The organism is Opitutia bacterium ISCC 52 (assembly GCA_014529675.2).
Taxonomy (GTDB): domain Bacteria; phylum Verrucomicrobiota; class Verrucomicrobiia; order Opitutales; family UBA2995; genus UBA2995.
Genome location: CP076040.1, coordinates 1,155,821 through 1,182,231 on the forward strand (window position 1 = coordinate 1,155,821; position 26,411 = coordinate 1,182,231).

Consider the following 26,411-nt stretch of genomic DNA (forward strand, 5'->3'; position numbering starts at 1 on the left):
TGGCTGCGTTTGGTGTACACAGACTATAAAATATACGGACCAAACATACTTCGGTCAAGAAATAAGCCCAGTGTATCCAAAATATCTGACGGATGCTGTTTCTCTATAACTTGATAAATGCAACCGCGTTATTGGTATTCATCGGAATGACGAGCTGATGCTGTATCGAGTCGTAACACATCGATGCCGCACTAGGGATTCCGGTTGCAATGACCTCAGCCTCATGACCAGGACGAATACGTGAGACGCTACCGAATTTTACGCTGCTTACGTATTTCGTACCGTCTTCCAGGACTACGACTCCATCGCTTCCACCTTCTGCTGAATGTTCAACACGAACGACATCTCCACCAGGATTGTAGGTGATGACTGAATTGTCGTTCACATTGACCACCACTATGTTTCCGTCCATGTCCATAGCTACTCCGTTTGGAACGTTGATAGGATTCCCTTCTGCAAATACAGATGAACTGCCATCTGTATTCACTTTAAAAATTTTTTCTGGGTTGCGCGTATTCGAAGCATAGACCGTTCCGTCATCGGCGACAGCAACACCATTCAAAAACGTGGCACCGGGAACGTGGACTGATTTGATGGGGGTTCCGGATTTTAAGTCAAAGGAACGAACATGGTCCACGTCGACCGTGTAAAGGATACCATCTCCAATGGCACTGCCAAGTGGGTTGTTAAGAACTAAGCCATTTCTGGATGCGCCTATCCATTTCGTGGTGTGAACACTGCCATCTGGATTGAGGAGCGAGACATAGCCATCGTTCTTTGCTGGATCGCTGCGATCACCCGAATTCATGGCGAGAATGAGATTTCTTGCTGGGTCGAAAGTGGTACTCTCGCAAAATTGAAAGCTGCCGAATACTTTGACATTGTCCGACATGGGACCACGCAGTCCCGCCTCATTTACGGTGCCTATAGGTTTCCCCGCCGCGAACTCCCGGGCTTGGACTTGGCTACTTACTCCCAAGCCGATCATCAGGGGTAGCGAGGCTGTTAGGATTTTGGTTTTATCTGAAAAAGAAGAAATGAAGTTCGTGCGCATTTACTTTGGGTTGAGTTGTTTGTGAGTTGGGAATCGCGATTCCGAAAGACTATTTTAAATCCTTCCAGGGGATCATGATCAACTAGAAATAGGAAATGGTTCCTATAATATAGTTATGGTTACTCCACTGTCCCTCTCGTTGAGTAGTAGGTCAGAATTCAAATTGGGTTGCCATTGTCCATTTCTAAGGGTATGAACAATCTTCGAGACTTCTAAATATTCCTGGGGATTTACACCATCCTTATTGTTAATTCGGAAACCCTATCATGCTATGAAATTACCCCGCTTCCGTCCTCTGTTTGCTGTAGGCCTCGTTTCGTCGGTCATCGTGTTAATGGCTCAATCTGCAGTTGGAGTTGAGAACTTCGAGTCTGCTCAAGTGGTCGATACTTCCGTCCCGGAATATCCGGTTCGATTGGCCTATGAAGGCATCTATAATGGAGGAGCTCGCTTAATTGTGGGTATCGATGAAACCGGAGAGCTGACCGATGTGTTTGTTGAGTCATACTCACATTCAGAATTTGGTCGCCTGGCCGTGAGGTATATTATTCCTTCCAGCTAAATTGAATGGAGAGCCCATCACCTCCATTAAGACGATTGATTTTCACTTTGATGATAAACGAGGCGTTTATTCGGTCGGCGGTCCCGAATCCTTGACCGCGCTTCTATACACCGGAAACAACCAAGATGCCAAGCGGACATACAGTCCTGGCGACCTGGACAAGGAACTGGAGCCTATTGAAATGCCTGCACCACTTTATCCTGAAGATCCTAAACACTCGGGGGTGGATGGCTCTGCGACCCTCATGTTTTATGTGGACGAGCGGGGCCGCGTAAGAATGCCTCACGTGACAGAATATTCGCAGAGCATCTTTGGCGAGTCGGCTTTGCAATCAGTTAAGCAATGGCGATTCGAATCACCTGTTATAGATGGGAAAAAGGTTTCTGTCCTAGTGAAACAACGGTTCGATTTTAAAGGGGCGTCTGGGGAAAGTTGAGCGTCCTGAGTTTTTAATGATTCCGATGCGAGTTCGATTTCTCATTCATATGTTAGTGACAATTATGGAACTGTTCAGATGATCTTGGGAACTATAACGCTTATGAAACGTTTCTTCTATCCCGTACTTCTTGGTTTTACTGTTATTACATTTCTTGTGTCCGCGCCCGTAATCGCTGTGATGGAGAATGATTGGCTTACTTGGCGTGGTCCCTATGGAAATGGAACTGCCAAATCAGGTCAGGTACTACCTACTGAATTTTCGGAGGCCCAACACGTAAAATGGAAAACATCAGTGCCAGGACGGGGCCATTCATCACCGGTTGTGGTGGGGGATCAAATCTTTCTCACAACCGCAAGAGAAGATGAAGGTCGCCAATCGGTTCTCAGTTATTCGTTCTCGAGTGGAAAGTTGCTTTGGGAGAACGTGCTAATTGAGGGGCAATTACCGTCGAAGATTCATCGAAAGAATACCCATGCCTCGCCCAGTGTTGTCAGTGATGGAGAGCAGCTCTATATTGTTTTCTTTGTGAAGGGCGATCGCCTGCATCTCTTCTCTTTGGATTTGGATGGAAAAAAATTGTGGCGCAAAGATGTGGGCCGTTTCTATCCCGAGCGTGATTTTGGCTATGGTACTTCACCCGTGCTAGCGGCAGGGAATGTGATCGTTGCAGCGGAGAGCCAAGGCGATGGATATATTGCTGCGTTTAATTGCGATACGGGAAAGGAAGTTTGGCGTAGCGGCCGTAAAGCTTCCCGTTCATCGCATGGAACGCCAGTCGTAGCCACGATCAACGGCACTGAACAGATGGTGCTCAACGGTGCAGATCGAGTGGCCAGCTACGATCCTAAGAACGGCTCTGAATTGTGGGCTGTTGAGGGTGGAGATCCACTGATAGCCAATACAGTCCTATGGAAGGATGGTGTGGTTTTCGCATCCGGTGGATATCCTGGTCAGCAGACTTGGGCGATCGACGTGGCCAAACAGAGTGTCATGTGGAGCCAACCCGTTAAGTGTTATGAACAGTCCATGGTTCTTGTGGACGATTATTTATACGGTATCGCCGAGGGTGGGGTCGTTCATTGTTGGGACATTTCCGACGGAAACTTGCGGTGGAGAGAGCGATTAACCAAGGGGCCGGAAAGCGCATCACCCATTTTGGCTGGAGGACACATTTACCACGCCAATGAGAATGGAAAAGTGTTCGTGATTAAGCCTGATCCTGATGAAATGAATTTGGTTGCTGAAAACCAATTGGGTGACGAAATATTTGCCACCCCCACCATACTACGGGATCGCATTTTAATCCGTGCTGCTCACTACGAAGGTGACCAGCGAGCTGAGCGTCAGGAAATTCTTTACGCAATCGGATTATAGGTCCTCTTGTTTGTTAGCAGAAAAAACTGCGGAGGGGTTTTGAGTCCTGCGTATCGTATGTATCGTGATTTTATTCAAAACCTGGATAATTACTTTTTAGGCCTTTACACTTGGGCCCCTTTCCCAAGAAATACATCCACGATTCATCTGTAGGAAAAACAGTTGATAAATTTGAAGCCAATTCAATTACCCTACACATTCAAAACATCTATTAAGGAATTACCATGGCAGATCTAGACGACATTAGAGACGGCGATAACTTCGGGCTCAATACCCCGGCTGACACCAGCTCTTTCTATCTTAAGGGCATCAATAGCACCGATTGGGGAATTAAGAATCGCATGTCCCGCATTTTTAACCGCAAGTCTGGACGCACAGTCATGCTGGCTTTTGATCATGGTTTCCTCATGGGCCCCACCTCGGGACTCGAGCGCATTGATCTCTCCATCGCTCCTCTTGCAGAGCATGCCGACTGCCTGATGGCGACGCGCGGAATGATTCGCTCTTGTATTCCTGCCGACAACACGAAGCCCATTTGTCTCCGTACCGATACAGGAACAACCATTCTGACCGAGATGAATCACAACATTCTGATCGATGAAGCTGAAGCCATCAGTATGAATGCCTCGGCTATGGCTGCAATGATCGCTGTGGGTGACCCAGCAACCGAAGCCAGTACGATCGCTAACATCAGCCGCTTGGTCGATATCGGGCAGAAATACAGCATCCCAGTCATGGGTGTGACTGCTGTGGGTAAAGACATGGCTCGTGATTCCCGATACTTTGGGATGGCTGCCCGCGTGTGCGCTGAAAACGGTGCCAGCATTGTGAAAACTTATTATACCGAAGGTTTTGAAAACGTGGTGGCCTGCACACCGGTTCCTGTCGTCATTGCTGGTGGCAAGAAACTACCGGAAATCGAAGCACTCGAGCTTGCCTACAACGCAATCCAATGTGGAGCCGCGGGGGTAGACATGGGGCGTAACGTATTTCAGTCCGAAGCTCCTCTCGCCATGATCAAAGCTGTTGGCGGGGTCGTGCACGATGATCTCAAGCCAGCAGAAGCGCTCGAACTTTTCAATGATTTGAAGAACGCCTAGTCAGAGCGATACATCTAACATTTTTAAAGGTCGGATCTCAGGATCCGGCCTTTTTAGTTTAAGTTCGAGGCAGGCCGCTAACAGGGATTTCTCGATTGGGATGGGGGAAGGTCTATGGCGACGTTTTAGAAGCCTAGATAATTAATTAAACAGGTTTCTGCCTTTTCGGTAGACCCTCTCTCGTAAGAAATTTTCGAAGTAAGGATAGCCTTTCGCTTCAACGAGATTCCAAGTGGTACTATGTTCTGTGGAACTTGTTTGAGGCATTTGTATCACCTGCTCAATTTGAGCTTTGCGCAAGGGATTCATGGCCGAAGTAAAATGGAGTGCGCATGGCAAAGAACCGTTTGAAGGAGTCCAATTGAGTTCCGGAACGAATAATTGAGCCGGTTTTACATATTTGGTGTTTTTGCCATAGGCATGCATGGACTGTAGGCTTTGCTCTATCCATATTTTGGATTGGAAAATGGGGCCTTCAAACTCTTTTATTAACTCTTCGATGAGCGCATAATCATAGCGTTCAGGGTTTGTGCCTATGATTCCACTATTCAATCGGTCATGGATTTTTCGTCCCTTCCTGAATCTGGAAAAGAATAAGGTTGTTTGAGACATGAAATAGGCATGTCGGATACAATCCTGCATAAAGATGGAGGTATCTGTTTCTTCCCATAATACATTCAAATTGCTTGGCCGCATGAGAAGGACGTCCACATCGAAAAATACTAGACGTTCCTCTGGACTGTTGATTGGAACCTGGAACAGTTTCTTAATTTGAGGATAGTGCCTCAACAGCTTTAAGCAGTTCGGGTAATCGGACAAGCGGTCTAGCGTGTTCTGTTCGACCTGAGCCTTGTCTGTGAACTCAATGTTACTGGAAATTTTCTCGAGAGCAGAACGGTCAGAATCACTCAGACTTCCATCGCTGAACATCCTGATGCCATCGATTGTCGTTTGTGAGTGTTTTAGAAATTGTCTGAGAAACAATTCTGTGAGCTCAACATACTCATGGCTGGTTAAAAGTGTGAGTACCCTGTTCAAGATAATGTGCCGGAATATTCGGTTAAATAAATGGAGATGCTCATGCTCCAAAATGGCAATGATCTAGGAAACGGTGACCACGTTACAGGTTTCATCATCAGGATTAAAAATGATCTTGGCGGTACCTTGTTTCAACTGAAGCTGTACCTCGGAAATCTTTTCTTCAAGCGAGTACACCTTGTCGCCATAATCGGTTCCTTCGCGAGTTACGTATTCGGCAAGTAACGCACGCAGTGTTTCGGGGGGAAGTTTCTGATACGGAATGTCCAATGGGTGAGTCCCTTCGTCGATGGTCTGATTGTTTTCCTTACCCTCGGCCAATGTAAGGCATTTGGGTCGCCATGACGGTCATGAATTGGACGTTGGCATCAAGGGGAAGGCTAGCCATATAAACTACGGCTCGTGCGACTTCTTTGGGGTCTATGGTGGGTTCGGGTACCGTTTCACCGTTTGGCTGGAGTTTGCCTTCCTGCATACTCGTCGTTCTCTCCACCAATGCATTTCCAATGTCGAGCTGACCACAGGCGATATTGTATTTACGCCCATCGAGTGAGCTGGATCGGGTAAGACCGGTAATGGCATGTTTAGTAGCTGTGTAGGGAGCAGAGTTCGTTCTAGGGACATGGGCCGAGACGGAACCGTTGTTGATGATTCTTCCGCCTCGGGGGTCCTGGTCCTTCATGATCTTGAAGGCTTCCTGTGTGCAGAGAAACGAGCCGGTCAGGTTGATATCAACGACAGCTTGCCACTCATCGTAGCTCAGGTCTTCCAGGAGACCCGACGGGGCTCCGATGCCAGCGTTGTTAAAAAGTAAGTCCAAACGTGCGTAGCTTTCCGATGTCTTAATAAACAAGGCTTTAACTGAATCCGGTTGGCTCACGTCCGAGCTTATCGCCAGCGCACTTCCGCCCTGTTTCTCTACTTCAGTAACCGTTTCATGTAAGGGTTCCAAACGCCTTCCTGCGGCGACCACGACATAGCCTTCTTTAGCTAAGGCTAGAGCTGTGGATTTTCCTATGCCACTTCCTGCACCTGTTATGATGGCTACTTTCTTGGATTCAGTCATTTGCTTTTGTCTTTTCTTCTATCGGTGTTTTCTAACGAAGCGGCTCGTGCATACTACAAGTGAATGTATTGCTTTCGAAATTCAACAAAGTCCTCAGTGTCACATTGAGTATGAATGGTCATGCGTTTGCGATAAGGAATGTAATTTCCAATGTACCAAGCGTCATTGCGATAGTAGCAGAAGTTACTGGGATTCAGCATCAACTAAACGGTACCCATTTGTATACTTAAATTAAAAACGGGGTTACGGTCGAATAATTCGGTTTGCATCCCCCTTGTCCAAGAATCTGGTAGTCGTTTTCTTAGTTCACGCTACTTACACTTTTGCTAGCTTCCAAGCTCCACGGAATTCCCTTTGTTTCAATAGGTCGTTGGCTCCTTTATCGTTCTTGAATCGCTCTCGCTCAGAATCCCACTTCAGTGTTCGGCTCGTCTTAACCGCGATATGGGCAATCTGACAAAGGGTGTCTGATTGCATGGCAGTATCGATATCGCAGATGGCTCGTTTGTTTTCCTTGATGGCCCTTATGAAATTCCCCTCATGATGGGTACTCATAGGTAGCCGGATGGGCATGGTACCGGCCTTGTTTAAAGGATCTCTCTGTAAGTTCAAATCCGCTTCCAAACTACCGCGAGTTACAAAAAGTGAGTCGTCCTCTCCCACAAATCGAAGTCCATGTTTTTTGTCGGATGGGGGACCTACAAATTTTATGGGCGGTGCCTGGTCGTATTTGAACTCAACATTCCAGTTTAAGATCGCGTCGCAGCTTCCTGTTTTTGGAAAACTACCGGTTCCTCGAATTTCAGTCGGTCCCTTTGAGTAATGACCCGTTAACCATTGCGCGATATCCATATGGTGGATACCCCAACATGATATCATACCCAGCGAGAAATTTGTCATGTTCTCATGATACGCGCGTTTCAATTTGGTTTCGTTAAAATCCGTTACAGGAGCCGGACCTATCCATTGGTCGTAGTCCACATAGTCGGGAACGGCTTGCTTAGGCAGATCTTCTGCGACCATACCGCCCGGCACCGCAACCTGAATCTCTTTCAGCTTTCCTAATCTGCCGTTCAGTGCCAATTCACAAGCCCAACGGAATTTGAGTTCTGAGCGCTGTTGTGTTCCAAACTGAAATACGACGCCCTTCTTCTTAACGGCCTTCTGCACGCGTTTGGCTTCTTCGAATGACATCGCCATCGGCTTTTCGTGGAAAATATGTTTCCCATTCAATATGGCGTCCAAGGAAGGAATACTGTGCCAGTGCACTGGTAAGGCCATCAACACCGCGTCAATGGAAGGATCTGCGTTAAACGCTTTGAAGTCGGAATAGACCTTTACGTCTGAAGTGCCATAGGTCTCAGCAATTTTGTCTTTAGCGGTTGAGATATTTCGCTGGTTGACGTCACAAAGGGTAGTTACACGAACATCATCCAATCCAAGGAAATTGACCAAATCAGCTCTGCCTCGAGCACCCGCACCCAAAACGCCCAAAGTGATTTTATTGGAGGGTGATACCTGTCCGTTCAATCCCAGCACATGGCCAGGAATGATTTGAGGCGCTATGCCGGCAGCCAAGGTGGCCTTGAGGAACTTGCGCCTGTTCACGCAACTTGGTTTAAATTTTTTCATGACCCAAATACTATCGAATTCAGTAGGAGGAGTCAACCTCGCCATCGATGAGTGTTTGGATAAGAGATTCGGCTCCGTTCATTGCGTTCTAGGATGATTAATTTAACAATCCAGGGCTACTCCTGAGACGCTCTTCTGCAGGTCATGTCCCATTCGGGTACTTGAAGTTGATATTAGAAATACTTCCCTGATATCGGTTTGGTACTTCGTAATCCCCAATCGGATCACCCGTATCTGCCCCAATTTGGATGGTGTCAGATGGTTCATTTGAAATTATTCCGGTTTTGGTTCGACCCACCAAATCTTTGTTTATCTTAAAGAACACTTCTCCATTTGCATTCCACTTAACTTCTATATCTGAATTTTGTTCCAAAGGCGTTTCGGCCACCATAATCTCGCGATCGCCATTCGCACAAACCGCAAGGGTAGGCTTCCCATTCTTGAGATAAATACTAAATCCATTGTCGCGATCACCGTGGGCAAAGATAACTCCGCTATCAGTATCTGCAGTCACGGTTCCATTAAACTGAAGGTTGCGGCCATGAGCGATTTTGGGTGCACGAAACGCCGGAAGATCAAGCCATGATTTTCCCTTAAACCACAAATGGTTTTGATCACTATTCACACCATGGTTCTTGAAGCGTAATAGTTGATTACCAGCCATGATGGCGACTGTAGGTCCAGGGGCCGTGAGTGCTTCGTCTGCATCGTAATCAAATCCGATCTCGTGGGCCCATTTTGCAACTTGGGACGACATAGCTGTGGCGCGCTCCGGTTGCTTCTGGAACAGGTTCATAGTTTCACCTTCATCCGCTTCAAGGTCGTAGAGCTGAGCTTCGCTCCCATCCGGATTAACCATGAATTTCCACCGACCATCTCGCATGGAGAAGGTCGGGCTTTGGTACTCGCTCCTCCCACCTTTCAGTAGTGCATGAGGGTGACCATACTGCCAGAAAACGGGCTCGGGTCGCCTGGATGGTTTTCCCAGCAATACATCGCTGCGATCGACACCATCCAAGTTTTCCTCAATTGGCACTCCCACGAAGCGACACAAAGTTGGAGACATATCAATCGCACTCACGACACTTGTCGTGTCTTCAATCCCCGCAGGTATCGTACCTTTCCACCGTGCAATAAAAGGCATACGGACACCCCCTTCAAATAAGGACCATTTTCGTCCATGATAAGGGCCAGTGAATCCGGCAGGGTATCCACCATACTGATACTTATTTGGCCAATCGGTTGGGCCATTGTCGCTGGTAAAGATAATAAGGGTCTCTTCCGTGAGTCCGAGCCTTTCGATGGCTTCGACGACGCGCCCAATTTGACGATCCAATTCTTCCAACACGGCAAGAAAATCTCGTTCCGGAGGGTGATTCGATACAGGTTCATATTTATCGGCAGTACCGGGGAAGGGTTCGTGCTTGTCGTGAACATCATTGGGAAACAGGCGTACATAAAACGGCTGATTCTTGTGTCGTTTTATGAAATCAATCGTGCGATCTACCTGTATCTGAATTCGCTCCCAGCGAGTGCAAGGTATTATTTCTCCATGGCCCAGTTCACGCGCTCGAGCAACACCGTTGGGATTAGAAATAAGCCGATCTCCTAAACCCTCAAAGGAAACCAATGATTCATCAAAGCCATATGCTTGAGGCAGTGGAGCATCGTCCACATCTCGACCACCTCCCATATGCCACTTTCCAAAATGGGCTGTGGCATAGCCGGCTGCCTTTAATTTCTTAGCGGTCGTCGGGGCGGAAGGATCGAGGTAGTTGGCCATCCCGCGGTTAGCATTCCCCGCACGCGAGTTGAGGAAGGAATGGATTTTCCAGCGTCCTTGATACTGTCCGGTCGTGAGAGCCACCCGTGAGGCTGAACAGATCGGAGAGTTTACATAAAAATTGGTCAGTTTGATTCCTTCTTCTGCCAATTGATCTATATGCGGCGTTTTCATTAGAGGATTTCCAAAACAGCTCGGATCCGCGAAACCCATATCATCGATAAATATAAAGAGTATGTTGGGCTTTGCGTATGCCGGCGCAAATAGCGTGATTGAATAGGCTATCAAGAATAGGGCTTTAATTTTCATTCTCTGTGGTATGGTACTTGTATCTAGTCAAACTTGAGAGTCGGACCTACCGGAAGTCGATACTTCAAGTAATCTTCATGCATGTCGGAAAATGATGGCAGGGGTTGTCGGCTATTTACTTTGTCACGAACTAAAACGCTTCGCACTATTTCTACCGAATTCGACAGTAGAGGAGAGAGGCCATCAAATGAAACTGGATCATGAAACTGATCTCCATCCCCAGCCTCCGTCGACTGGGTAAGTAGGTAAGTGGAGTTCTTTTTCAGTTGGACCCGATCCATCAGTTTCAAATAACGAAACTCACCTTCGAGAAAGCCAGGATTGCCAGCCTCAAGTTGTACCGAGGCAATTTCCTTAACTCTCGCTTCGTTTAGTTCGAAGAGCTTAATAATATGCGGAGCCGCCAACGTGCTCTTTTTCCCGCCGGGAATGGATGGTGAATCCCGATCGAGCTCGGTTGGAACATTTCGGGCAGGACGCACAGGAATATCTTTATCGTGGTCGTCCCACATGCCGAGGTGAGATACATTCCTCGTTTTAAGCATCCGGAATTCGTACCCTATGTGACCGCTGATATCGTTTCGCAAGTTATGCCAACCATCATCTTTAATCAGCTCGTTGTCATCTTTAATGACCAGGTCTCGAGCATATCCGCGATTATGAATTTTTAATAGGCGTTCACCCATCGCTATGGCTTCCTTGCTCGGCGGCTCGTCCTTGAAATCACCCTCTTCATACGGATTAGTCGCCAGATCATATAGGATGGCGTAATCCAGACCACCAAGACTTCCACCTTTAATAGACGGATTTGCCAGCCCTCCATTGAGCACCAGTTTTTTCGAGCCCACACGAATCGCTAGAGCATCATTCAGATAGGGTGTCCCTAAATTGCAGAAGAATACTCTCGGGCGTAGATCCTCAATCTTTGCCTCACCACTCCAGTAAGCGAGGGAATCATGGCTGTCCCGCGCTTCATTGGGGCCAAGTTCGTGGCCCACTACTGATGCAATGGTTGCATAGAGGTCTGTATGGGAAAAAAGAGTACGGTTCAGTCCACTTTCTAACTTGTCTTTCCAGTAGACCATAAACGGAACGCGGTGTCCTCCTTCCCAGATCTTCGCTTTCTTTCCTCGTAAGCCACCACTTTGTTGTACTCTGACATTATTCTCCACGCCCGTTAGATTGGGGCCGTTGTCACTTGTAAATATGATCAAGGTATTTTCGATCAGCTTGTGACCCACCCAGCGAGGATCATCCGTGCTACGCAACGCAGCTAATAATTTGCCAAAGATCACATCGTTTTCCCACACCATGTCATCGCGATCCGAACCCTGAGTCCCATCAGAATAGCGACTCTCTCCCTTAATTTTTGTGCCACCAACTATTTCAGGAACAGCAAATTGACCCCCTACGTTTCGTTGGTTGTGATTCGCGTTGGGGACGAAATAGAGGAAGAACGGTTTTTCTCCCTCCTGCGCACGCTGATCAATATAGCTCTCAATTGCCTTCAGGTAACGAGGGCCCAGATCCCGTAGGTCCCAACCCGGTTCGGCCAGAATCTTAGCTTCACGTTTCTTCATGCCGATGAGCTTCATCGTACTGCGGTCGCTATGCGAATAACCGTCGTTAACGAGTATTACCCGAGGTTCATTGTCGAGGGGATCCTCGGTATTACCTGCGACTCCATAATATTCGTCAAAACCATGATGGGTTGGACCGTCCAGCATCGGTTTTGTGAAATCCACATCGTGAAAATAAAAATTTGTAGCTGGTTCTCCGTCTCCATTGTCAAAGTCGATTCCGACATGATACTTGCCGATCCCCATGGTATGATAGCCTCGCTCCTTTAACATCCCGGGTAGGGTGGGCATCTCCTTGTGAATCATCGGCGGGTTTGGTCCGTGCGGCAACCAGCCTTGGTGTTTCAGGTAGGCACGGTGAGCAAAGCGTCCAGTAAGCAAGGAATATCGGGTTGAGCTACACATGGATGCAGGTGCGTGTGCATCAGTAAAAACCATCGCCTGCTTGGAAAATGCTTCAAGCTGAGGGGTCTTCAGCGTTTTACTGATAGGAGCCGTATGCTTCATTAGCCGCACTCCCAAGTAGGCACTGGTATCGCCGATTCCCATGTCGTCAGCCATTACCAGAACGATATTCGGCTTCTCCGGGCGCTCCATCGACTCTGCTGACAACGGATGCAATATTAACGCAAACATCAGCAAACTCTTCAAACGATTCATTCCGCTAATCATTTAGGCGATGCTATAACTTCTCAATAAGAACTATTCCCAAAGTCAAAATAGTTTGAACCGTCGTATCAATAGCCTCGTTGCGGGCAAGGGCCGAGTGGGTGTCCGTCAATTTCGATCTTACTTGGGTACGCTATGACTTATAATTAGTGGCTTGAAGCTGTACGCTTTATCTTTCCTATGCAGGCTGCCATTTCATCCGTCTGCTCTTCAATTGAGGACACTAGCTTCAACTGCGTACGGCATCGGTCCAAGTTGTGACTTTCTCGATGCGTTTTGAAATACAGGTCACCCTCAAGGTAGTCGGTTAGGAAACGGATACCAATCTCCAGGGTGATCAGTTTCCCAGAAAAAGGTAGGAGTTCTAATTCTCGAGGAGTCAGAAAGTCGCCTGCAGATTCAAGATATCCTTGAGCCAGCGCTTGGAACATCTCCGGGCGCACAACGACTTTTGAGAGATCCTGTTCATCTTCCAGGGCGGGACTGGTGGATGTGCGGATCAGGTCTCCGAAATCATAGAGCGCCGAGCCGGGCATCACGGTATCAAGATCGATCACGCAGATGCCTTCCTGGGTTTCGTCGTCGATCATGACATTGTTGAGCTTCGTATCATTGTGTGTGATACGCTCTGGGATGTTGCCATCGTTGATGCCGTCGATGATGATGCGTGTCTCGGATTCCCTTTGAGTGATAAACTCAATTTCGGCCTGCACGTCGTTGGCACGGTTCTGAGTATCCGCTTCAATGGCGGCGACCAAGGTCTGATAGCGCTGTACCGTGTTATGAAAGTCAGGGATCGTTTCTTTCAATCGTTCGCCGGGAATATCGACTAAGAGCTTTTGGAAATTTCCGAAGGCTCGCGCCGCTTCAAAGGCTTGCTTCTCATTCTCCACAACGTCGTAGGTCTTGGCTTTCTCAATGAAGATATACACCCTCCAGTAAGCGCCTTCATCGTCGACTACGTAAGCCTGGTTACTTGCGGATGGAATCAAAGTCAGGGCACGTCGAGATGCATCATCGATATCGGCCAGGCGGTCATGCGAGTGCGAGAGGACCCGAGAGACATTATCCATCAACAATGCTGGATCTTTAAAAATGTTATGGTTTATGCGCTGAAAAATGTAACGCATGGGAGTGCCGCCCTGATTATACTCTGCTGCAAAGGTATCATTGATATGGCCTCCTCCGTAAGGAATTGCATTCATGAATTCTCCGTGAATGCGGAACTGTTTCCCTACCGTTTTGATGTGTTCTTTGCTTACCATCTTCTTGTTTTGCTATTTGGCTCTAAAACCACTCTGAAAGTCAATAGTGTCAGGTAGTAATGTTGTTGAGGTTACTGAGTGAAGCACAACTAACTTCTATTAAATTGATCCAGAAACCGATGCCGCTCCTTGGCGATTTGATCCTGGGGTTGGTAGCCAAGCTCTCGAATCGCTGGGGAGATGTCCAGGAAGCCACGGAAGTCACCGTCGATGTTGTTGGAGGCGCCGTAGGTAATGAAGAATCTCTTTGGGCCTTCGTAATCAACAGCTAGTCCAAACAGTTGAACCGCATCGCGAGGTGTCAGGAGAGTGCTGCAATAACGTAGGCAATCGACTTCGGAATTCCCAGTAAAGGAACCAATGCGAAGGCTGATGAAGCGCATGCCTGCAGTATTCACTAAATTACGGCCAGCCACTTCCGCCATGCTCTTCATAGCGGCGTACCAACCGTCAGGGTTTATCTGGTCGACTGTGGAGAAAATTGGAGGGTCATTTGCATGCTCGTTCCAGCCAGTGATATGATTGGTACTGGCGAATACGATTTTTCGGATACCTGCTTCCTGTGCGAGTTGAAAGAGGCGCATATTGATACCGATGTCGGTAAGCTCGAGAGTGTCCTGTCCAACATTATTTGAGGGAATGTAAGCTAAGTGTACGAGCACATCCTGGTCCCCGCACAATGCCTTCGCAAAGTCGTAATCTTTGATGTCACCCATTTCGCAGCGCGAGCTTGCGCCTTCTATGGGTCTGCAATCGGTGAGAGTCAGTTCGTAGCAGACTTCTAATTCCCAGGCTTTCCACAGGGTGGTGCCGACTAGACCGGCCGCTCCGGTGACTAAGACGCGAGATTTGTTTTTCATCAGCTTAGTTGGATGTAGTTCGGATAGGTTCTTTTTGCCCCTCGTATTGAACTTCTTCTATGGTATCGAATCGCTACTCGGCCGACTGGGGTGGTATTGATCGAAGATATGCGATCAGTGCTTCCAGGTCCTCGTCGGCTATTTGTTGATACCAATAGAAGGGCATGGCGGGTTGCAGCTGCCGTCCATCGCGGCTGCTTGCTTGTGTGATCGCCTTTTTGATTTCCTCATCCGTCCAGGCGCCGATTCCGTGCTCGGGATGTGGTGAGATATTCGCAGCCATAGCGACGATTTCTATACCATGCGGCTTCACAAATACATTTCCACCCGCGCCGAGTCGGCTTAGATCGGGACTCCCTTTGACTAGCGGAGTATGGCACTCCATGCAGTGACCTAATTGGTTGGCCACATAAGCACCGTAGGCGACGGTGTCTTTCCGAGAGACGTCGGGGACACTTTCAACAGGTGGGCCATAGGAGTCGGGTAGGGGGATGTTATAGCTAGATTTTGGCAGCTTATTATGCACCGGAGGGACCGTTCGCAGATACGCGACGATGGATCTAACGTCGGTGTCTGACATGTCGCGATAGACCCTTATGGGCATGGGTGGTCCGATGACCGTGCCGTCGGGTCGCACACCTTCGCGGATGGCTTTAATGATCTCTTCATCGCTCCACGCACCAATTCCGGTTTCGTGGTCCGGCGTGATATTTGGTGAGTAGGCCGTGAACTCAGCTCGGTCGACCTGGAATGCGCCCGCCAGGTGCATGTCACTGATTGGATGATGGTCGTCCCCCCTCGGCGTGTGGCAGTTGCCACAGGCCACCATGCTATTCACGAGGTAATCCCCTCGGGCGACCAGTTCCTCTTGCTCATTTGCTTCCGCGCTACTGGAAGAAAGACAAATTACTAGAAGGAGCGTTGGGAGATGCGACTTTGGCTTTGTTGATGATTGAGATTTCAATTGTAACAATTTTTGTGGGATAAACGTTGAGAGATTAAACGGGGAAATCTCGTTCGAATGATTTGGAGCTGGATGGATAGTTATTGGATCTTAGTGATGTCATTTTAGCCATTGCAAAAGCTAAGGACCACCAGATTGGATTCCTTCTGTTCTTACAGCTGATCCAGTACTTGCATTTAACTTCTTAGAAAACATAGCTCATTCCAATGCTGATAAAAACCACAAAATGGCTCGCCATAAGCGTTACCTTACTCGCATCCATCCTGTTAGGAGGTCTTAACGCCTACGCCAGTGAAGAAGCGGATTTTGAAGTTATCATGTTGGGGGTGGGGTCACCGCCACCGCTTATGCATCGCTTTGGTGCTGGAACGCTCATCAAGGCTGGAGATAAATACCTGTTGGTAGATTGTGGCCGCGGCGTTACCCAACGTTTGTGGCAATTGGGCGTTCCTTTGGGGCGTGTGGATGGTTTATTTGTTACGCATTTGCATTCAGACCATGTCATCGGGATTCCAGACCTTTTACTGACGGGTTGGTTGAGCTCTCCTTTCGGTGGCCGAAAAGGCAATTTCAACGTCTGGGGCCCTGAAGGGACCCAATCGATGATGGATCATATCCGTCTCGCTTATCAGGGTGACGTGGATATTCGAGTTAAAGATCAAGGATTCACTTTAGAGGGTGTGACACCCAATACCGTCGAAATCGAAGCTGGTCTTATTTATAATCAAGACGGCGTCAAAGTCACCGCCATTGTGGTGAACCACGGTGAATTGATCAAACCTGCCTATGGCTATCGAGTGGATTACGATGGCAGGTCCGTTGTGATATCTGGGGATACCAAGTACTATCCGCCGTTGGCAGAAGCGGCCAAAGGCACGGATCTTTTCATCCATGCGGTGGGCGCGGCCAAGCCTGAGCTATTGGCGTCCAAAGATTCTTGGAGAGTCATTCTCGACCATCATACTGAACCCGAAGATGTTGGTCGCATATTTGGTCAAGCTCAGCCAAAAATGGCCGCTCTGTATCACTACGTGACACTTACGAATGGTGAGATTAAGCCTCCGAGTTTGGGCGAGATTTCGGCTCGCCTGAAAACGACCTACACGGGTCCGTTGACGATGGGTGCTGATTTAACCCGCTTCATAATTGGAAAAGATAAGGTAACCGTTATTCCACCGCAATAAACGGTTAATTGATAGCCTCACCAAGGCCGCATCGATTTAAGATGCCGTGTTTGTGAGTATGCAATTGCGGTTCTGTCCTCCGTTTCGCCGGTCTTCAGGATTACCACCTCGGCCTCCTCGTGCTGCCCGGATTAAGCTAAGCTCCGTTCTTCCATTCGAAATCGCACTCAGCGACAAACATGTCTTGTTTTAGCGCTGCCTTCAGAGCGGAGGTGTCTTTGGATTCCATCAAAGGCATCAGTGACTTAAACCTTTCATGCCATTGTCCCTCATACTGTTTCCTGAAGCTAGAACCGCTTCCCATGTCCGGGCGCCTGGTCAGGGATTCTGCATGATACTTTCTTGAGTAGAGGACTTCTTGCGAGTTGCCGAAGTCATGCAAGCTTAGCAGCCTCAAAAAGAATTCATAGTCAGCCCCGATGGGTGTTCTTCCATCGAATCCACCCAGGCTTTTTATGACCTCTGTTCTGACTACGATGGAGCCGTTCATCGCGATAATGGGGAGATGCGAACTTTCTACGTAATCTGCCACGAAATCGTTTCGTTTGAGTAAAGGCTGATAGAGAACCTTTCGGTGATACTCCTGGGCCTTATCATCGAATTGGATGGGGAATTCGCTTTCGATGGTCGGGGTTATGGACGGGTCCACAAAGAACTCGTCTATTCCGGTGCCACAACCCGCCATCTGAGGATGGTCTTTCAATAGTTCCAACTGTTTCTCAAATCGAGTATCCCAGCTATAATCATCTGCATCTTGGTGCGCGTAAAATTCTCCATGGCAATAATCCCTGAGGATTCTGTTTTTCGCTGAATAAGTTCCGCCGTTTTCCTTCAGGGTAATCAGGTGAAGACGCGAATCTTCGGAGAGCATTTCTTTAACGATATCCGAAGTATGATCGGTGCTTGCATCGTCTACCACGTAAAGGGTGCATATTCCCAAGCATCAATCTAGTCTCAGAAGAAGCACCCGGAGGAATACTCAGTCTTGAAACGAAAAACGAATTAGAGGAAACCTATGATACGTTTAACTATTGTACCTATAACTATCCTATCCCTTGTGCTTACTGCCTTGTCCGCGATGGGAAACAGTAATGTTGATCCGGTCGGCACCTGGAACATCGAAATTGCGGCTCCTGATGGCTCAACAAAGAAGCGGGTAGCCACGTTTACAAAACAAGAAGATGCTTTAAAAGGATCCCTCTATAATCCGGATAGGGACATGAACTTGGACTTAGTCGTCGAGCGCGATGGATCCGAAAACAAGATCCGGTTCACCATAAAATTTGACGGATCATCGGTTGCCTATGCAGGGAATATAGACGGAGACAGTATGAGTGGTATCGTGTATTATGATATCAATGGTCGAAAATTCGACGCCAGCTTCTCAGCCACCCGTAAAGTAAAAAACTAAAGCCTGGGTGGAACCTGGGAATCGACGCTGGCAAGCAATTAAAGAGCTCGAAACAACCAGTTAACGATTACCCAGGGAAACTATTTAACCCTCTTCGGCACAAGCGGAGGCATTTTTCTGAATTGTTAAAAGGCTAAGTAGGGTCACTGGAAAACCCACCCTTCTATCCCACGAGGTTTCACTACGCTTCTGACCGTACCATAAACCTTATCGTTTGCCATGTCGCACCTTGATGGGGTTTAGTCATCCCCATGCATCGTTTCTCAATCCTCTTTCTGGCTCTCTTTTCTTATTCTTTGGCCCATGCGGAACAACCGAATGTTGTCATTCTGCTAGCCGACGATCTGGGCTACAAGGATATCGGTAGCTACGAAGGGCCGGTAAAGACTCCGGCGTTGGACAAGCTGGCGTCGAATGGCACCAGGTTCCAAACCTTCTATTCGGGATGTGCGGTGTGTTCTCCCTCGCGTGCGACCTTGCTCACCGGTAGGCATCACATACGTGCAGGCGTGTATAGTTGGATCAATGATAACAGTCAGTATTCTCACTTGCTGGAACGAGAGCTAACGATTGCCGAGTTGTTGAAAGACCAGGGTTACGGCACGGCTCATGTAGGCAAGTGGCATCTGGGCTTGCCCACGGATACCTACGATAAACCGACACCGGCCGAGCATGGTTTTGATTACTGGTTTGCTACCTGGAACAATGCCAATCCGAGTCACCGGAATCCAGATAACTTTATTCGCAACGGGGAGCCAGTCGGAGAAATCAAAGGCTACGCCTGCCAGATTGTGGTGGACGAGGCGATTGCCTGGCTGGATGAACAGCACGATTCTAGTAAACCTTTTTTCTTAAACGTCTGGTTTCATGAGCCGCATCAGCGTATCGCTGCCCCGGATACGATTGTTTCTGAATATGGAGAGCTCAAAGACCAGGCAGCCATTTACTCGGGCACGATTGACAACACCGACCGGGCGATTGCACGACTCGTTGCCAAGCTGGAAGCGATGGGTGTGTTTGAGGACACACTGATTATCTATATGTCCGACAACGGCAGTTACCGTGAAGAGCGCACGGGGAATTTGCGTGGAAAAAAGGGTGCTAACTGGGAGGGCGGCATTCGCGTGCCAGGTATATTTCATTGGCCGGGTAAAATTAAGAAAGGGCAAGTTCAGCAGGAACCGGGTGGTATTGTAGATATATTACCGACCCTATGTGGTTTGCTCGATATTGAAGCGCCTGCGGACCGGCACATAGATGGTTCCAATCTTACTCCCCTGCTCACGGGGAAGAAGACATTCAATCGTCACCAACCGTTCTTCTGGCATCTGCAACGATCCAATCCCATTGTGGCTATGCGCAGCGGCAACTATTCACTGGTAGCGGAACGTGATTATGAGTTGTCCTTGGACAATATGTTCCAGGAAGCATGGATCCCGGTCATCAAGTCCGGGGAGTATAAAAACTTTCAGCTGTTTGACCTGAGCAAGGATCCGAGCCAGGAGAACAATATTGCTGCGAGTGAACCGGCGCGAACCGAGCAGTTAAAGCAGCAACTCTACAAAATCAATGCCAGCATCATGGCCGACGGCCCGGACTGGCACCTGCGGAATTGAGGCCCTCCAGCGCGTCGTTACTTTAGGTTGGATATCCCCCTTACCGCCACTCAGTTAAACAGGAGTAACCGTTTTCCTTAGCGCCCGATAGTTGAATGCTTTGCTTCGCGAATCGTGCGTTCTGCGGCAATGCCCAGAATGTAGCCTTCATCCAGGTTCTGTTGCACGACCTCTTTTACTTTTTCGACGTAGGCTTCATGGCTGGGATAGAGTTGATTAAGGGTTTCTTCATCAAATGGTTCATGGCTGCCGTATAGCCTGCAAAACCTATAGGTCCCCGGATTCATGCCGCTGTTTTTCGCAGTGTTTACTTCGTGGGCTGCAAGTCGAATACCACCCAAAGCGTTGCCGTATTCGTCCCGGCCTAACACCAAATTGGGTTTTATCTGAAGGATGACCAAAGGCTCTGCTGCGGGAGGGGGTGTATGATCCCGAACCCAGTGGTGCAGGTGTTCGTAGGCCGAATTGAGCGTATCGCTAAAAGGAACTCTGCTGAAAGCGGGAAAATCGCAATCCGGCGTTCGTGGAGTCACCTTTTCATCCGGCTTGCCCAAGAGTGAATTGCGAACTTTTCCATATTCCATTTCAAAGTGAATATCCACGTGTGAGGTTCCTGCGACCTCCCAGTAATGAAAGGTATCGGTGTTTGGCTGACGAATGGCTGCCTGCCAGATCATATCCGATTCCGCCATAATTTTGAACACCTGCACCTTTAAATCATCGCGAATTCTAGCACCCCCTCCATGGATCATGAAACCATCGTAGATCGGATCTAACGGATGCATATGATTCAAGTAGGCCACCAGACGGTTGGCCGACTGAGAATGCCCAGTGGCAAGGATGAGCTCCGCCCGCAATCCGCCTAGAATGTCTAACTGACCTGACTTCGTAGGCTCGCCCTTGCGATGGATCGCCCGGCCTACCGCAGAGAAAATATCGAAGGAGAGGTCATCTTTATCCACCTTGCCACCGTTCGTAACATCCAGGCTCCCGTAGCGTTCCGGACTCCAGTCTTTCATCGATTGGACCCCCCATTTGCTGAACCGAAGCTGATACATAAGCATAGCCTTCACGGATAAAATGATCTCCAGACATCCACCAGTCGATGTCCTTGTCCGGTCCCGCTGTCACATTGTTCCACTCGACGATGACCATGCGGTTAAAGTTGGATGCACTTTTCGGGCGCCTTACGATGAGTCGGGTCCGGTAAGGATGCCCCGAATCAATGATTTCTCCGGTTTGGTTTGCCGGTCGAGTATATCGATTGGCCAAACCTTCGATAAAGTGTTCTTCTGCCAGGTATCCATTCGCTTCCAGTTCTATGGCCGAGGCACTATAGATAGCATTGTGTGAGGTTCAGGGCTCTTCGGCTGCGATGGGTCCGGAAATCGTAAACTCAGAAGTGGATTGCGAATAGGCCAGGGATAACTGAAAGGTCAGAATAGCGACCATCCACAAAACATAGCTTTTCGATTCATTCATAGTTCTTTGGGTAATTAGCTTTCATGGTGTCTAACGCTCCTGTCCTCCTATAGATTATTTCCGGGTGACATATACGAAGAATGCTCCTGACAATGGATCCCGGTAGGCCCTTTCCAGCCAAGTGTAAAGTCGTATGGGACCTTCCTCGAGTTGGAATGTGAAGGTGGCATGTTTGTCGTCCGGACTCACTGACTTTCTCTGCACCTCTTTTCCCAGCTGTATCCGAACTTCCCCGACAGGCAGGGCGACACCGGGTACACCCCAGCGGGCCTTGTCTCCCGGCATGGCTGGAAGGCCTTGTGTAAATGAGGCGTTTGCTTCTCGAGGCCAGCGGCGAAGTTCAAACTCGTAGTTGCCTGTCTCGGCGACCTCCAGCATCCAATAGCTGTTCTTGCCCACACCGCTGCGAACCTGCACCTGCTGGTCGACAAATACATCCAGCCACTCACAGGCGGATAGCATCATGGGGTTTTCGCGATCGCTTCCTATTATAACTGCTTGTGGTTCATTGGCCACTTCCTTCACATCCTCCCACCACGCATCCAGGTGAGCACGCATTCTGGCCGCCACCTCAGGGTTTTGATCTATCACATTGTTCTGCTGCAGAGGATCCGTATCCAGATGGTAAAGCTCGCGGTCCTGCAACATGCGCCAACGTTTCCACAATACGACGCCGCCTTCCCGGTATATCCGGGAGGGCGCGTCGGGCGAGGGATACTCAAAGCCAAATGGTAAGCGACTGTAATTAATCACCACCATGCGGTCCTCGGGTGGTGACTGGTGCTTCCCTCGAAAAACAGGAGTTAGATTCACGCCATCAAAACGGGGCGTTTGCCGCAGTTGGATTTCACATAGATCAAGTAAGGAGGGCAAAATATCCTGGATCGTGGTCAGGCCGCCAATATCGCGCGGCTTTCCCAGATCGCCGCCAGGCCAACGCAGGAAAAAAGGCACCCGGTGACCGCCCTCCCAGAGCTGGGCTTTTCTGCCACGCATGCCAGCCGGATAATACCGGTCTCCAAAGGTAGTTCCATTATCTGTTTGAAATATAAGTATGGTATCTTCCTCTAGTCCCTCGTCCTCGAGAAAGCTCATCAAGCGTCCAAGGTTGTTGTCGATATTCAGGATCATACCAAAATAGCCGGCCAGGTCATCCCGACGAACTCCGGGAAAGTTAGAGAGTTCGTGACCTTCCATTGCAGCATAAGCTTCCTTCAGTTCCATCTCTGGGGCCCAGAAAGGACTGTGTGGCGCATTGGTCGGGATGTAAGCGAAGAAGGGTTTATCAGCATCCGCCTGGCGTTTGATCCAGCTCATCGCTTCCCTGAAAAAGGCATCGGTAACATAACCCGGTACCTGCTCCCGTTTTCCATTCACCATGAAAGTGTCGTCAAAGTAGTCGTTGTCCCACCAATCGCCAGCAGAGTTGATGTGTGATGAAGGAAACCAGAGTGTTTCATCGAATCCACGATCTTCGGGTCGGAAGGGGTAGTTATCTCCCTGATGCCATTTGCCGAATATCCCGGTACTGTAACCGGCGTCCTGAAAAAAGTTGGCCATGGTCGGCAACTCGGCACGAAGCAAGGTGCGTCCGGAACTGACATTGATCGCGCCGTTTCGGGCCGCGTCTAATCCGGTGAGCAACTGACCTCGACTTGGCGTGCACATGGGAGCGGCATGAAAATCGGAAAGCCGGATGCTTTGCCCATGCAGACGATCCATATGGGGTGTATTCAAAATGGGATTACCATGCACCGAAATCTCTCCGTAGCCCTGATCGTCGGTCATCACGTAAACGACATTGGGACGGGCATAGACCGAAACCTGGAAGAGGATGAGGGTAAGCAAAGAATGGACTGAGAATTTACTCATAAGGTAGTTAGCTTCATAAATCGGCTCCGTGTTCTCCAGCAAAAAGAGAAACAGAAGCGTATTGTTAATTGATCCATAAACGCCAATTGAACTTGTAACACGAGGGCAGCCTGAAATAGTTATTCGAGTTATGCCTCGAGTCCGTTTTTCTAAACTGGTTTCACCCCGGCCTTGTATCTTCAATCCGTTCGCCCCCCTACTGGTGAGCTTTATATGCCTATTCGCAGTTCCGGTCATCGGCGACGATAGCCAGAAAACCGGTGAATGGGACCGTATCTACACCATTCATGTCCTGCGCCAACTGGCAGATCCGGTCCTCGTTCCGCTCAGCATGAATGAATTACATCAATCCGTACCGAAGCGAGACTGGGAACTTGAACAAAACAATTATCAGACCTCACCGTTACAGGCATTTGTTCGGGTCCTTTCCGGAATCGGTCCTTGGTTATCCTTAGGGGCTGACGAATCGGAAGAAGGTCAATTGCGGGCGGGCTACATCGAGCTGGCCCGAACCGGCATCATTCATGCCACCGATCCGGATGCAGCCGATTTCATGTTTGGGGAAGCGGCACGGGACCGCATTGTTCACGCCCACAATCTGGCCTATCCACTCGTGGTGGCCCGCGATCAATTATGGGAGCCACTGAGCGACAAACAAAAAGACAATGTAGTCGCAGCCTTAAAATCCCATCGACCCTTCGAAGCCTTTCCCGGAACCTGGCTTTGGTTTTCTGCCATCATTGAAGCGGCCCTTTGGGAATTAACGGGCGAGTGCGAGATGAAGCACATCGAACGAGCCGTGGAAAGCTATATGGGCTGGTACGTCGGTGACGGCTATTACACGAACGGGGACAGCTTCAATTGGGACAATTACAACAGTTATGTAGCCCAACCGCTCATGCTGGAAGTCCTTCGCATTTGCAAAGACCAGGGGCACCCACTCGGTGACCATCTCGATAAAACCAAAGCCCGCGCCTTCCGATACGCCGAAGTTCTGGAGCACATGATCTCCCCGAAAGGAACTTTCCCCGTGATTGGTCGTTCGTCCACCTATCGCTTTGCTTACCTGCAACACCTGGGCTATGTCGGCGCACGCGTCGAGTGGCCGGAAGTGCTCGATCCCGGAGCCACCCGTGCTGCCATGACCACAGTGATCAAGCGAATGATCGAGGCGCCCGGTACCTTTGACGAAAACGGGTGGCTTCAACCCGGTTATGTTGGACATCAGCCTTCTGCCCGGGATCGCTACAACAATACAGGTGCGCTCTACAATTGCACCCTCGGGCTCGCCCATCTGGGCATGCCGGCCGACCACCCATTATGGACTGCGCCCCGAGCAAAGTGGTTTCAGCAACGGGTCTGGAGTGGCGAAGATGTCGCTAACCAAAAAGCTTACCGAGAATAAGCACGCTTAGTTGGAATACTACGTTTGTGCGGCGAGCGGATATTCCGCTTCCCTTGACGAGTTTTGAACCATTGGCCATAAAGCTCATCATCGACATCACCTACGGGAACTGAGACAACTAAAGGGGGCTAACGAGCGTAGCGAAACCAAAAAAACAGAAGTGATGGGTGACTCTTTTAGCTTCCTTTCGCCAAGTATCAACTATCTCTAAGGAGCTTGTATCCTTGGTCTCCTTCCATTCAAATTTGGCACATGTTCTATTCTACATTCAAGCGTTGGGTGCTTCTACTATTCTTTTTACCGTCAGCCATATGGGCCTCCACTGAGCTTCCAAGAGCAACTCCAGAATCCGTAGGTTTATCGTCCGAACGATTAGAACGACTGGATGCTGTCATGCAGGGGTATCTTGACCGCCATGAGTCTGCCGGCGTGCTGACCTTGGTGGCCAGGAAAGGCAAGGTGGTTCATCTATCCCCACTGGGAATGCGTGATCTAGAAAATGGAGCACCTGTGACCGAAGATACCATTTTTCGAATTGCTTCAATGACCAAGCCCATCACTTCGGTCGCCTTGATGATGCTTTACGAAGAAGGTCATTTTCAATTGCGAGATCCCATCTCGAACTGGTTGCCGGAATTTGAAGACATGGAAGTGGCCATTCCGGCACCTCCTGATGAGCGATTGTCCACCGCCTACAAAACGGTACCAGCGAACGGTCCTATCACGATCCAGCATTTATTGACCCACACTGCTGGCCTGGCCAATACCTACCGGGGCCTTACTCAACCGGATTATAACAAAGCATTGAATAACCTTCCCAGAGGTGAACCCGCTCGCCAACGTCTTCAACGGCTCGCAGAGATTCCACTGAATTTTCATCCAGGTGAGCATTGGGAGTATGGCGTTGCCACCAATGCGGTGGGGGTTCTGGTGGAGGAAATGTCCGGTTTGACCTTGGATGAATTCTTCAAGCAGAGGATCTTCGGTCCTATGGACATGAACGATACGCATTTTTATTTGCCGGAATTCAAACTTTCACGATTTGCATCCCAGTATGAACCAGACGACGATGGGAAACTTAAATTGGTTGAGGCACCCACTGCTGAAAGTCGCTATGTGCGCAAGCCTCACACTTTTTTTGCGGGGGCTGGAGGGCTTGTGTCTACGGCCCGAGACTATTTCCGTTTTCAACAAATGATGCTTAACGGTGGCGAGCTCGAAGGCGTCAGAATTCTCAGTCGAAAGACCGTAGAGCTAATGACGGCAAACCATATCGGGGATAAGCCCGTCTGGTTGTATGGTGCCGGTCATGGTTTTGGTTTGGGCTACGGTGTCGTTACGGATCTAGGAGAATCGGCTGCTCTGCGAAGCAAAGGTTCTTACTATTGGGGCGGCGCATTTTGCACCTTGTCCTGGGTGGATCCAAAGGAGGACTTGGTGGTTGTATTTATGAACCAACTACGACCCTACACGCACATCAATATTCGACCAGACGTAATTTCGATGACCTACCAGGCAATTATTGACTGAGCGGTAAGCAAAAAAAAGAGTGCTGCCGAGGGAACCCTTTTCACCAATCCCTGTGTACGTTCATTTAATTTTAAAGGTAAGCGAAGCCCATGGTGACACAAAAAGTCTTATGTCCCAGGTCTATCAGCGGAAGTTCTATCTTGATGGCAGGAAAACAAACTTTAGTCTCCTCTCCGAATTATTAACCTGTGCGGGAGTAGGGGAGACGTTGGATTA

The 26,411-nt window shown here is 49.0% G+C and carries 23 protein-coding genes; 9 read left to right on the forward strand and 14 right to left on the reverse strand.

What is annotated here, in order from left to right; genetic code table 11:
• Positions 1–103: 103 nt before the first annotated feature.
• On the reverse strand, positions 104–1,054 hold the full coding sequence (locus tag GA003_05000; GenBank protein ID QXD29333.1) for an SMP-30/gluconolactonase/LRE family protein: 951 nt from the start codon (positions 1,052–1,054) through the stop codon (positions 104–106).
• A 271-nt stretch (positions 1,055–1,325) separates the two neighbouring features.
• Between GA003_05000 and GA003_05005 the strand changes: the two genes are divergently transcribed.
• From GA003_05005 to lsrF, 4 genes are all read left to right on the forward strand, one after another.
• Positions 1,326–1,616 (forward strand): hypothetical protein, encoded by a 291-nt coding sequence (locus tag GA003_05005; protein ID QXD29334.1) that lies wholly within the window; start codon positions 1,326–1,328, stop codon positions 1,614–1,616.
• Position 1,617: 1 nt separating this feature from the next.
• A complete protein-coding gene (locus tag GA003_05010; GenBank protein ID QXD29335.1) occupies positions 1,618–2,052 on the forward strand; it encodes an energy transducer TonB in 435 nt (144 codons plus the stop codon).
• Between the two features lie 102 nt (positions 2,053–2,154).
• Positions 2,155–3,429: a PQQ-binding-like beta-propeller repeat protein gene (locus GA003_05015; GenBank protein QXD29336.1), complete on the forward strand. Its 1,275-nt coding sequence runs from the start codon at positions 2,155–2,157 to the stop codon at positions 3,427–3,429.
• Between the two features lie 224 nt (positions 3,430–3,653).
• Entirely contained in the window at positions 3,654–4,529 is an 876-nt protein-coding gene (lsrF, locus tag GA003_05020) for a 3-hydroxy-5-phosphonooxypentane-2,4-dione thiolase (protein QXD29337.1), read from the forward strand.
• Between the two features lie 141 nt (positions 4,530–4,670).
• Here the strand turns inward: lsrF and GA003_05025 are convergent, their stop codons facing one another.
• The 9 genes from GA003_05025 to GA003_05065 all read right to left on the reverse strand — a co-directional run bounded on the left by GA003_05025 (position 4,671) and on the right by GA003_05065 (position 15,560).
• Positions 4,671–5,567, reverse strand: a complete 897-nt coding sequence (locus tag GA003_05025; protein QXD29338.1) for a hypothetical protein — start codon at positions 5,565–5,567, stop codon at positions 4,671–4,673.
• A gap of 63 nt (positions 5,568–5,630) precedes the next feature.
• On the reverse strand, positions 5,631–5,837 hold the full coding sequence (locus GA003_05030) for a YheU family protein (protein ID QXD30345.1): 207 nt from the start codon (positions 5,835–5,837) through the stop codon (positions 5,631–5,633).
• 37 nt (positions 5,838–5,874) lie between these two features.
• Complete coding sequence (locus GA003_05035) at positions 5,875–6,633, reverse strand: SDR family oxidoreductase (protein QXD29339.1); 759 nt, start codon at positions 6,631–6,633, stop codon at positions 5,875–5,877.
• Positions 6,634–6,948: 315 nt separating this feature from the next.
• Entirely contained in the window at positions 6,949–8,265 is a 1,317-nt protein-coding gene (locus GA003_05040; GenBank protein ID QXD29340.1) for a Gfo/Idh/MocA family oxidoreductase, read from the reverse strand.
• A gap of 142 nt (positions 8,266–8,407) precedes the next feature.
• Positions 8,408–10,357, reverse strand: coding sequence for a sulfatase-like hydrolase/transferase (locus GA003_05045; protein QXD29341.1), 1,950 nt, complete (start codon positions 10,355–10,357; stop codon positions 8,408–8,410).
• 23 nt (positions 10,358–10,380) lie between these two features.
• Entirely contained in the window at positions 10,381–12,597 is a 2,217-nt protein-coding gene (locus tag GA003_05050; protein ID QXD29342.1) for a sulfatase-like hydrolase/transferase, read from the reverse strand.
• A 155-nt stretch (positions 12,598–12,752) separates the two neighbouring features.
• Entirely contained in the window at positions 12,753–13,871 is a 1,119-nt protein-coding gene (locus GA003_05055) for an aminoglycoside phosphotransferase family protein (protein QXD29343.1), read from the reverse strand.
• A gap of 89 nt (positions 13,872–13,960) precedes the next feature.
• A complete protein-coding gene (locus tag GA003_05060) occupies positions 13,961–14,731 on the reverse strand; it encodes an NAD(P)-dependent oxidoreductase (protein QXD29344.1) in 771 nt (256 codons plus the stop codon).
• A 73-nt stretch (positions 14,732–14,804) separates the two neighbouring features.
• Positions 14,805–15,560, reverse strand: a complete 756-nt coding sequence (locus tag GA003_05065) for a cytochrome c (GenBank protein QXD30346.1) — start codon at positions 15,558–15,560, stop codon at positions 14,805–14,807.
• 341 nt (positions 15,561–15,901) lie between these two features.
• On the opposite strand from GA003_05065, the gene GA003_05070 reads away from it, so the two are divergent.
• The gene (locus GA003_05070) at positions 15,902–16,879 is read left to right on the forward strand and encodes an MBL fold metallo-hydrolase (GenBank protein QXD29345.1); all 978 of its coding nucleotides are present in this window, start codon (positions 15,902–15,904) and stop codon (positions 16,877–16,879) included.
• A 136-nt stretch (positions 16,880–17,015) separates the two neighbouring features.
• Here GA003_05070 and GA003_05075 read toward each other — a convergent pair whose 3' ends face one another.
• Entirely contained in the window at positions 17,016–17,798 is a 783-nt protein-coding gene (locus GA003_05075) for a glycosyltransferase (GenBank protein QXD29346.1), read from the reverse strand.
• Between the two features lie 96 nt (positions 17,799–17,894).
• Here GA003_05075 and GA003_05080 point away from each other — a divergent pair, with 96 nt between their 5' ends.
• Both GA003_05080 and GA003_05085 read left to right on the forward strand, forming a co-directional pair.
• Positions 17,895–18,290: a hypothetical protein gene (locus GA003_05080; GenBank protein ID QXD29347.1), complete on the forward strand. Its 396-nt coding sequence runs from the start codon at positions 17,895–17,897 to the stop codon at positions 18,288–18,290.
• Between the two features lie 326 nt (positions 18,291–18,616).
• A complete protein-coding gene (locus GA003_05085) occupies positions 18,617–19,906 on the forward strand; it encodes a sulfatase-like hydrolase/transferase (protein ID QXD30347.1) in 1,290 nt (429 codons plus the stop codon).
• Positions 19,907–19,983: 77 nt separating this feature from the next.
• Here the strand turns inward: GA003_05085 and GA003_05090 are convergent, their stop codons facing one another.
• The 3 genes from GA003_05090 to GA003_05100 form a co-directional block, all read right to left on the reverse strand.
• Positions 19,984–20,925: a hypothetical protein gene (locus GA003_05090; protein QXD29348.1), complete on the reverse strand. Its 942-nt coding sequence runs from the start codon at positions 20,923–20,925 to the stop codon at positions 19,984–19,986.
• Positions 20,861–21,178, reverse strand: coding sequence for a hypothetical protein (locus GA003_05095; protein ID QXD29349.1), 318 nt, complete (start codon positions 21,176–21,178; stop codon positions 20,861–20,863). The genes GA003_05090 and GA003_05095 overlap by 65 nt, the downstream gene beginning before the upstream one ends.
• A gap of 264 nt (positions 21,179–21,442) precedes the next feature.
• Positions 21,443–23,260, reverse strand: coding sequence for an arylsulfatase (locus tag GA003_05100; protein ID QXD29350.1), 1,818 nt, complete (start codon positions 23,258–23,260; stop codon positions 21,443–21,445).
• Between the two features lie 130 nt (positions 23,261–23,390).
• On the opposite strand from GA003_05100, the gene GA003_05105 reads away from it, so the two are divergent.
• Together GA003_05105 and GA003_05110 are read left to right on the forward strand one after the other, a co-directional pair.
• Positions 23,391–24,665, forward strand: a complete 1,275-nt coding sequence (locus tag GA003_05105; protein ID QXD29351.1) for a DUF2264 domain-containing protein — start codon at positions 23,391–23,393, stop codon at positions 24,663–24,665.
• Between the two features lie 252 nt (positions 24,666–24,917).
• Positions 24,918–26,195: a beta-lactamase family protein gene (locus GA003_05110; protein ID QXD29352.1), complete on the forward strand. Its 1,278-nt coding sequence runs from the start codon at positions 24,918–24,920 to the stop codon at positions 26,193–26,195.
• Positions 26,196–26,411: the final 216 nt, after the last annotated feature.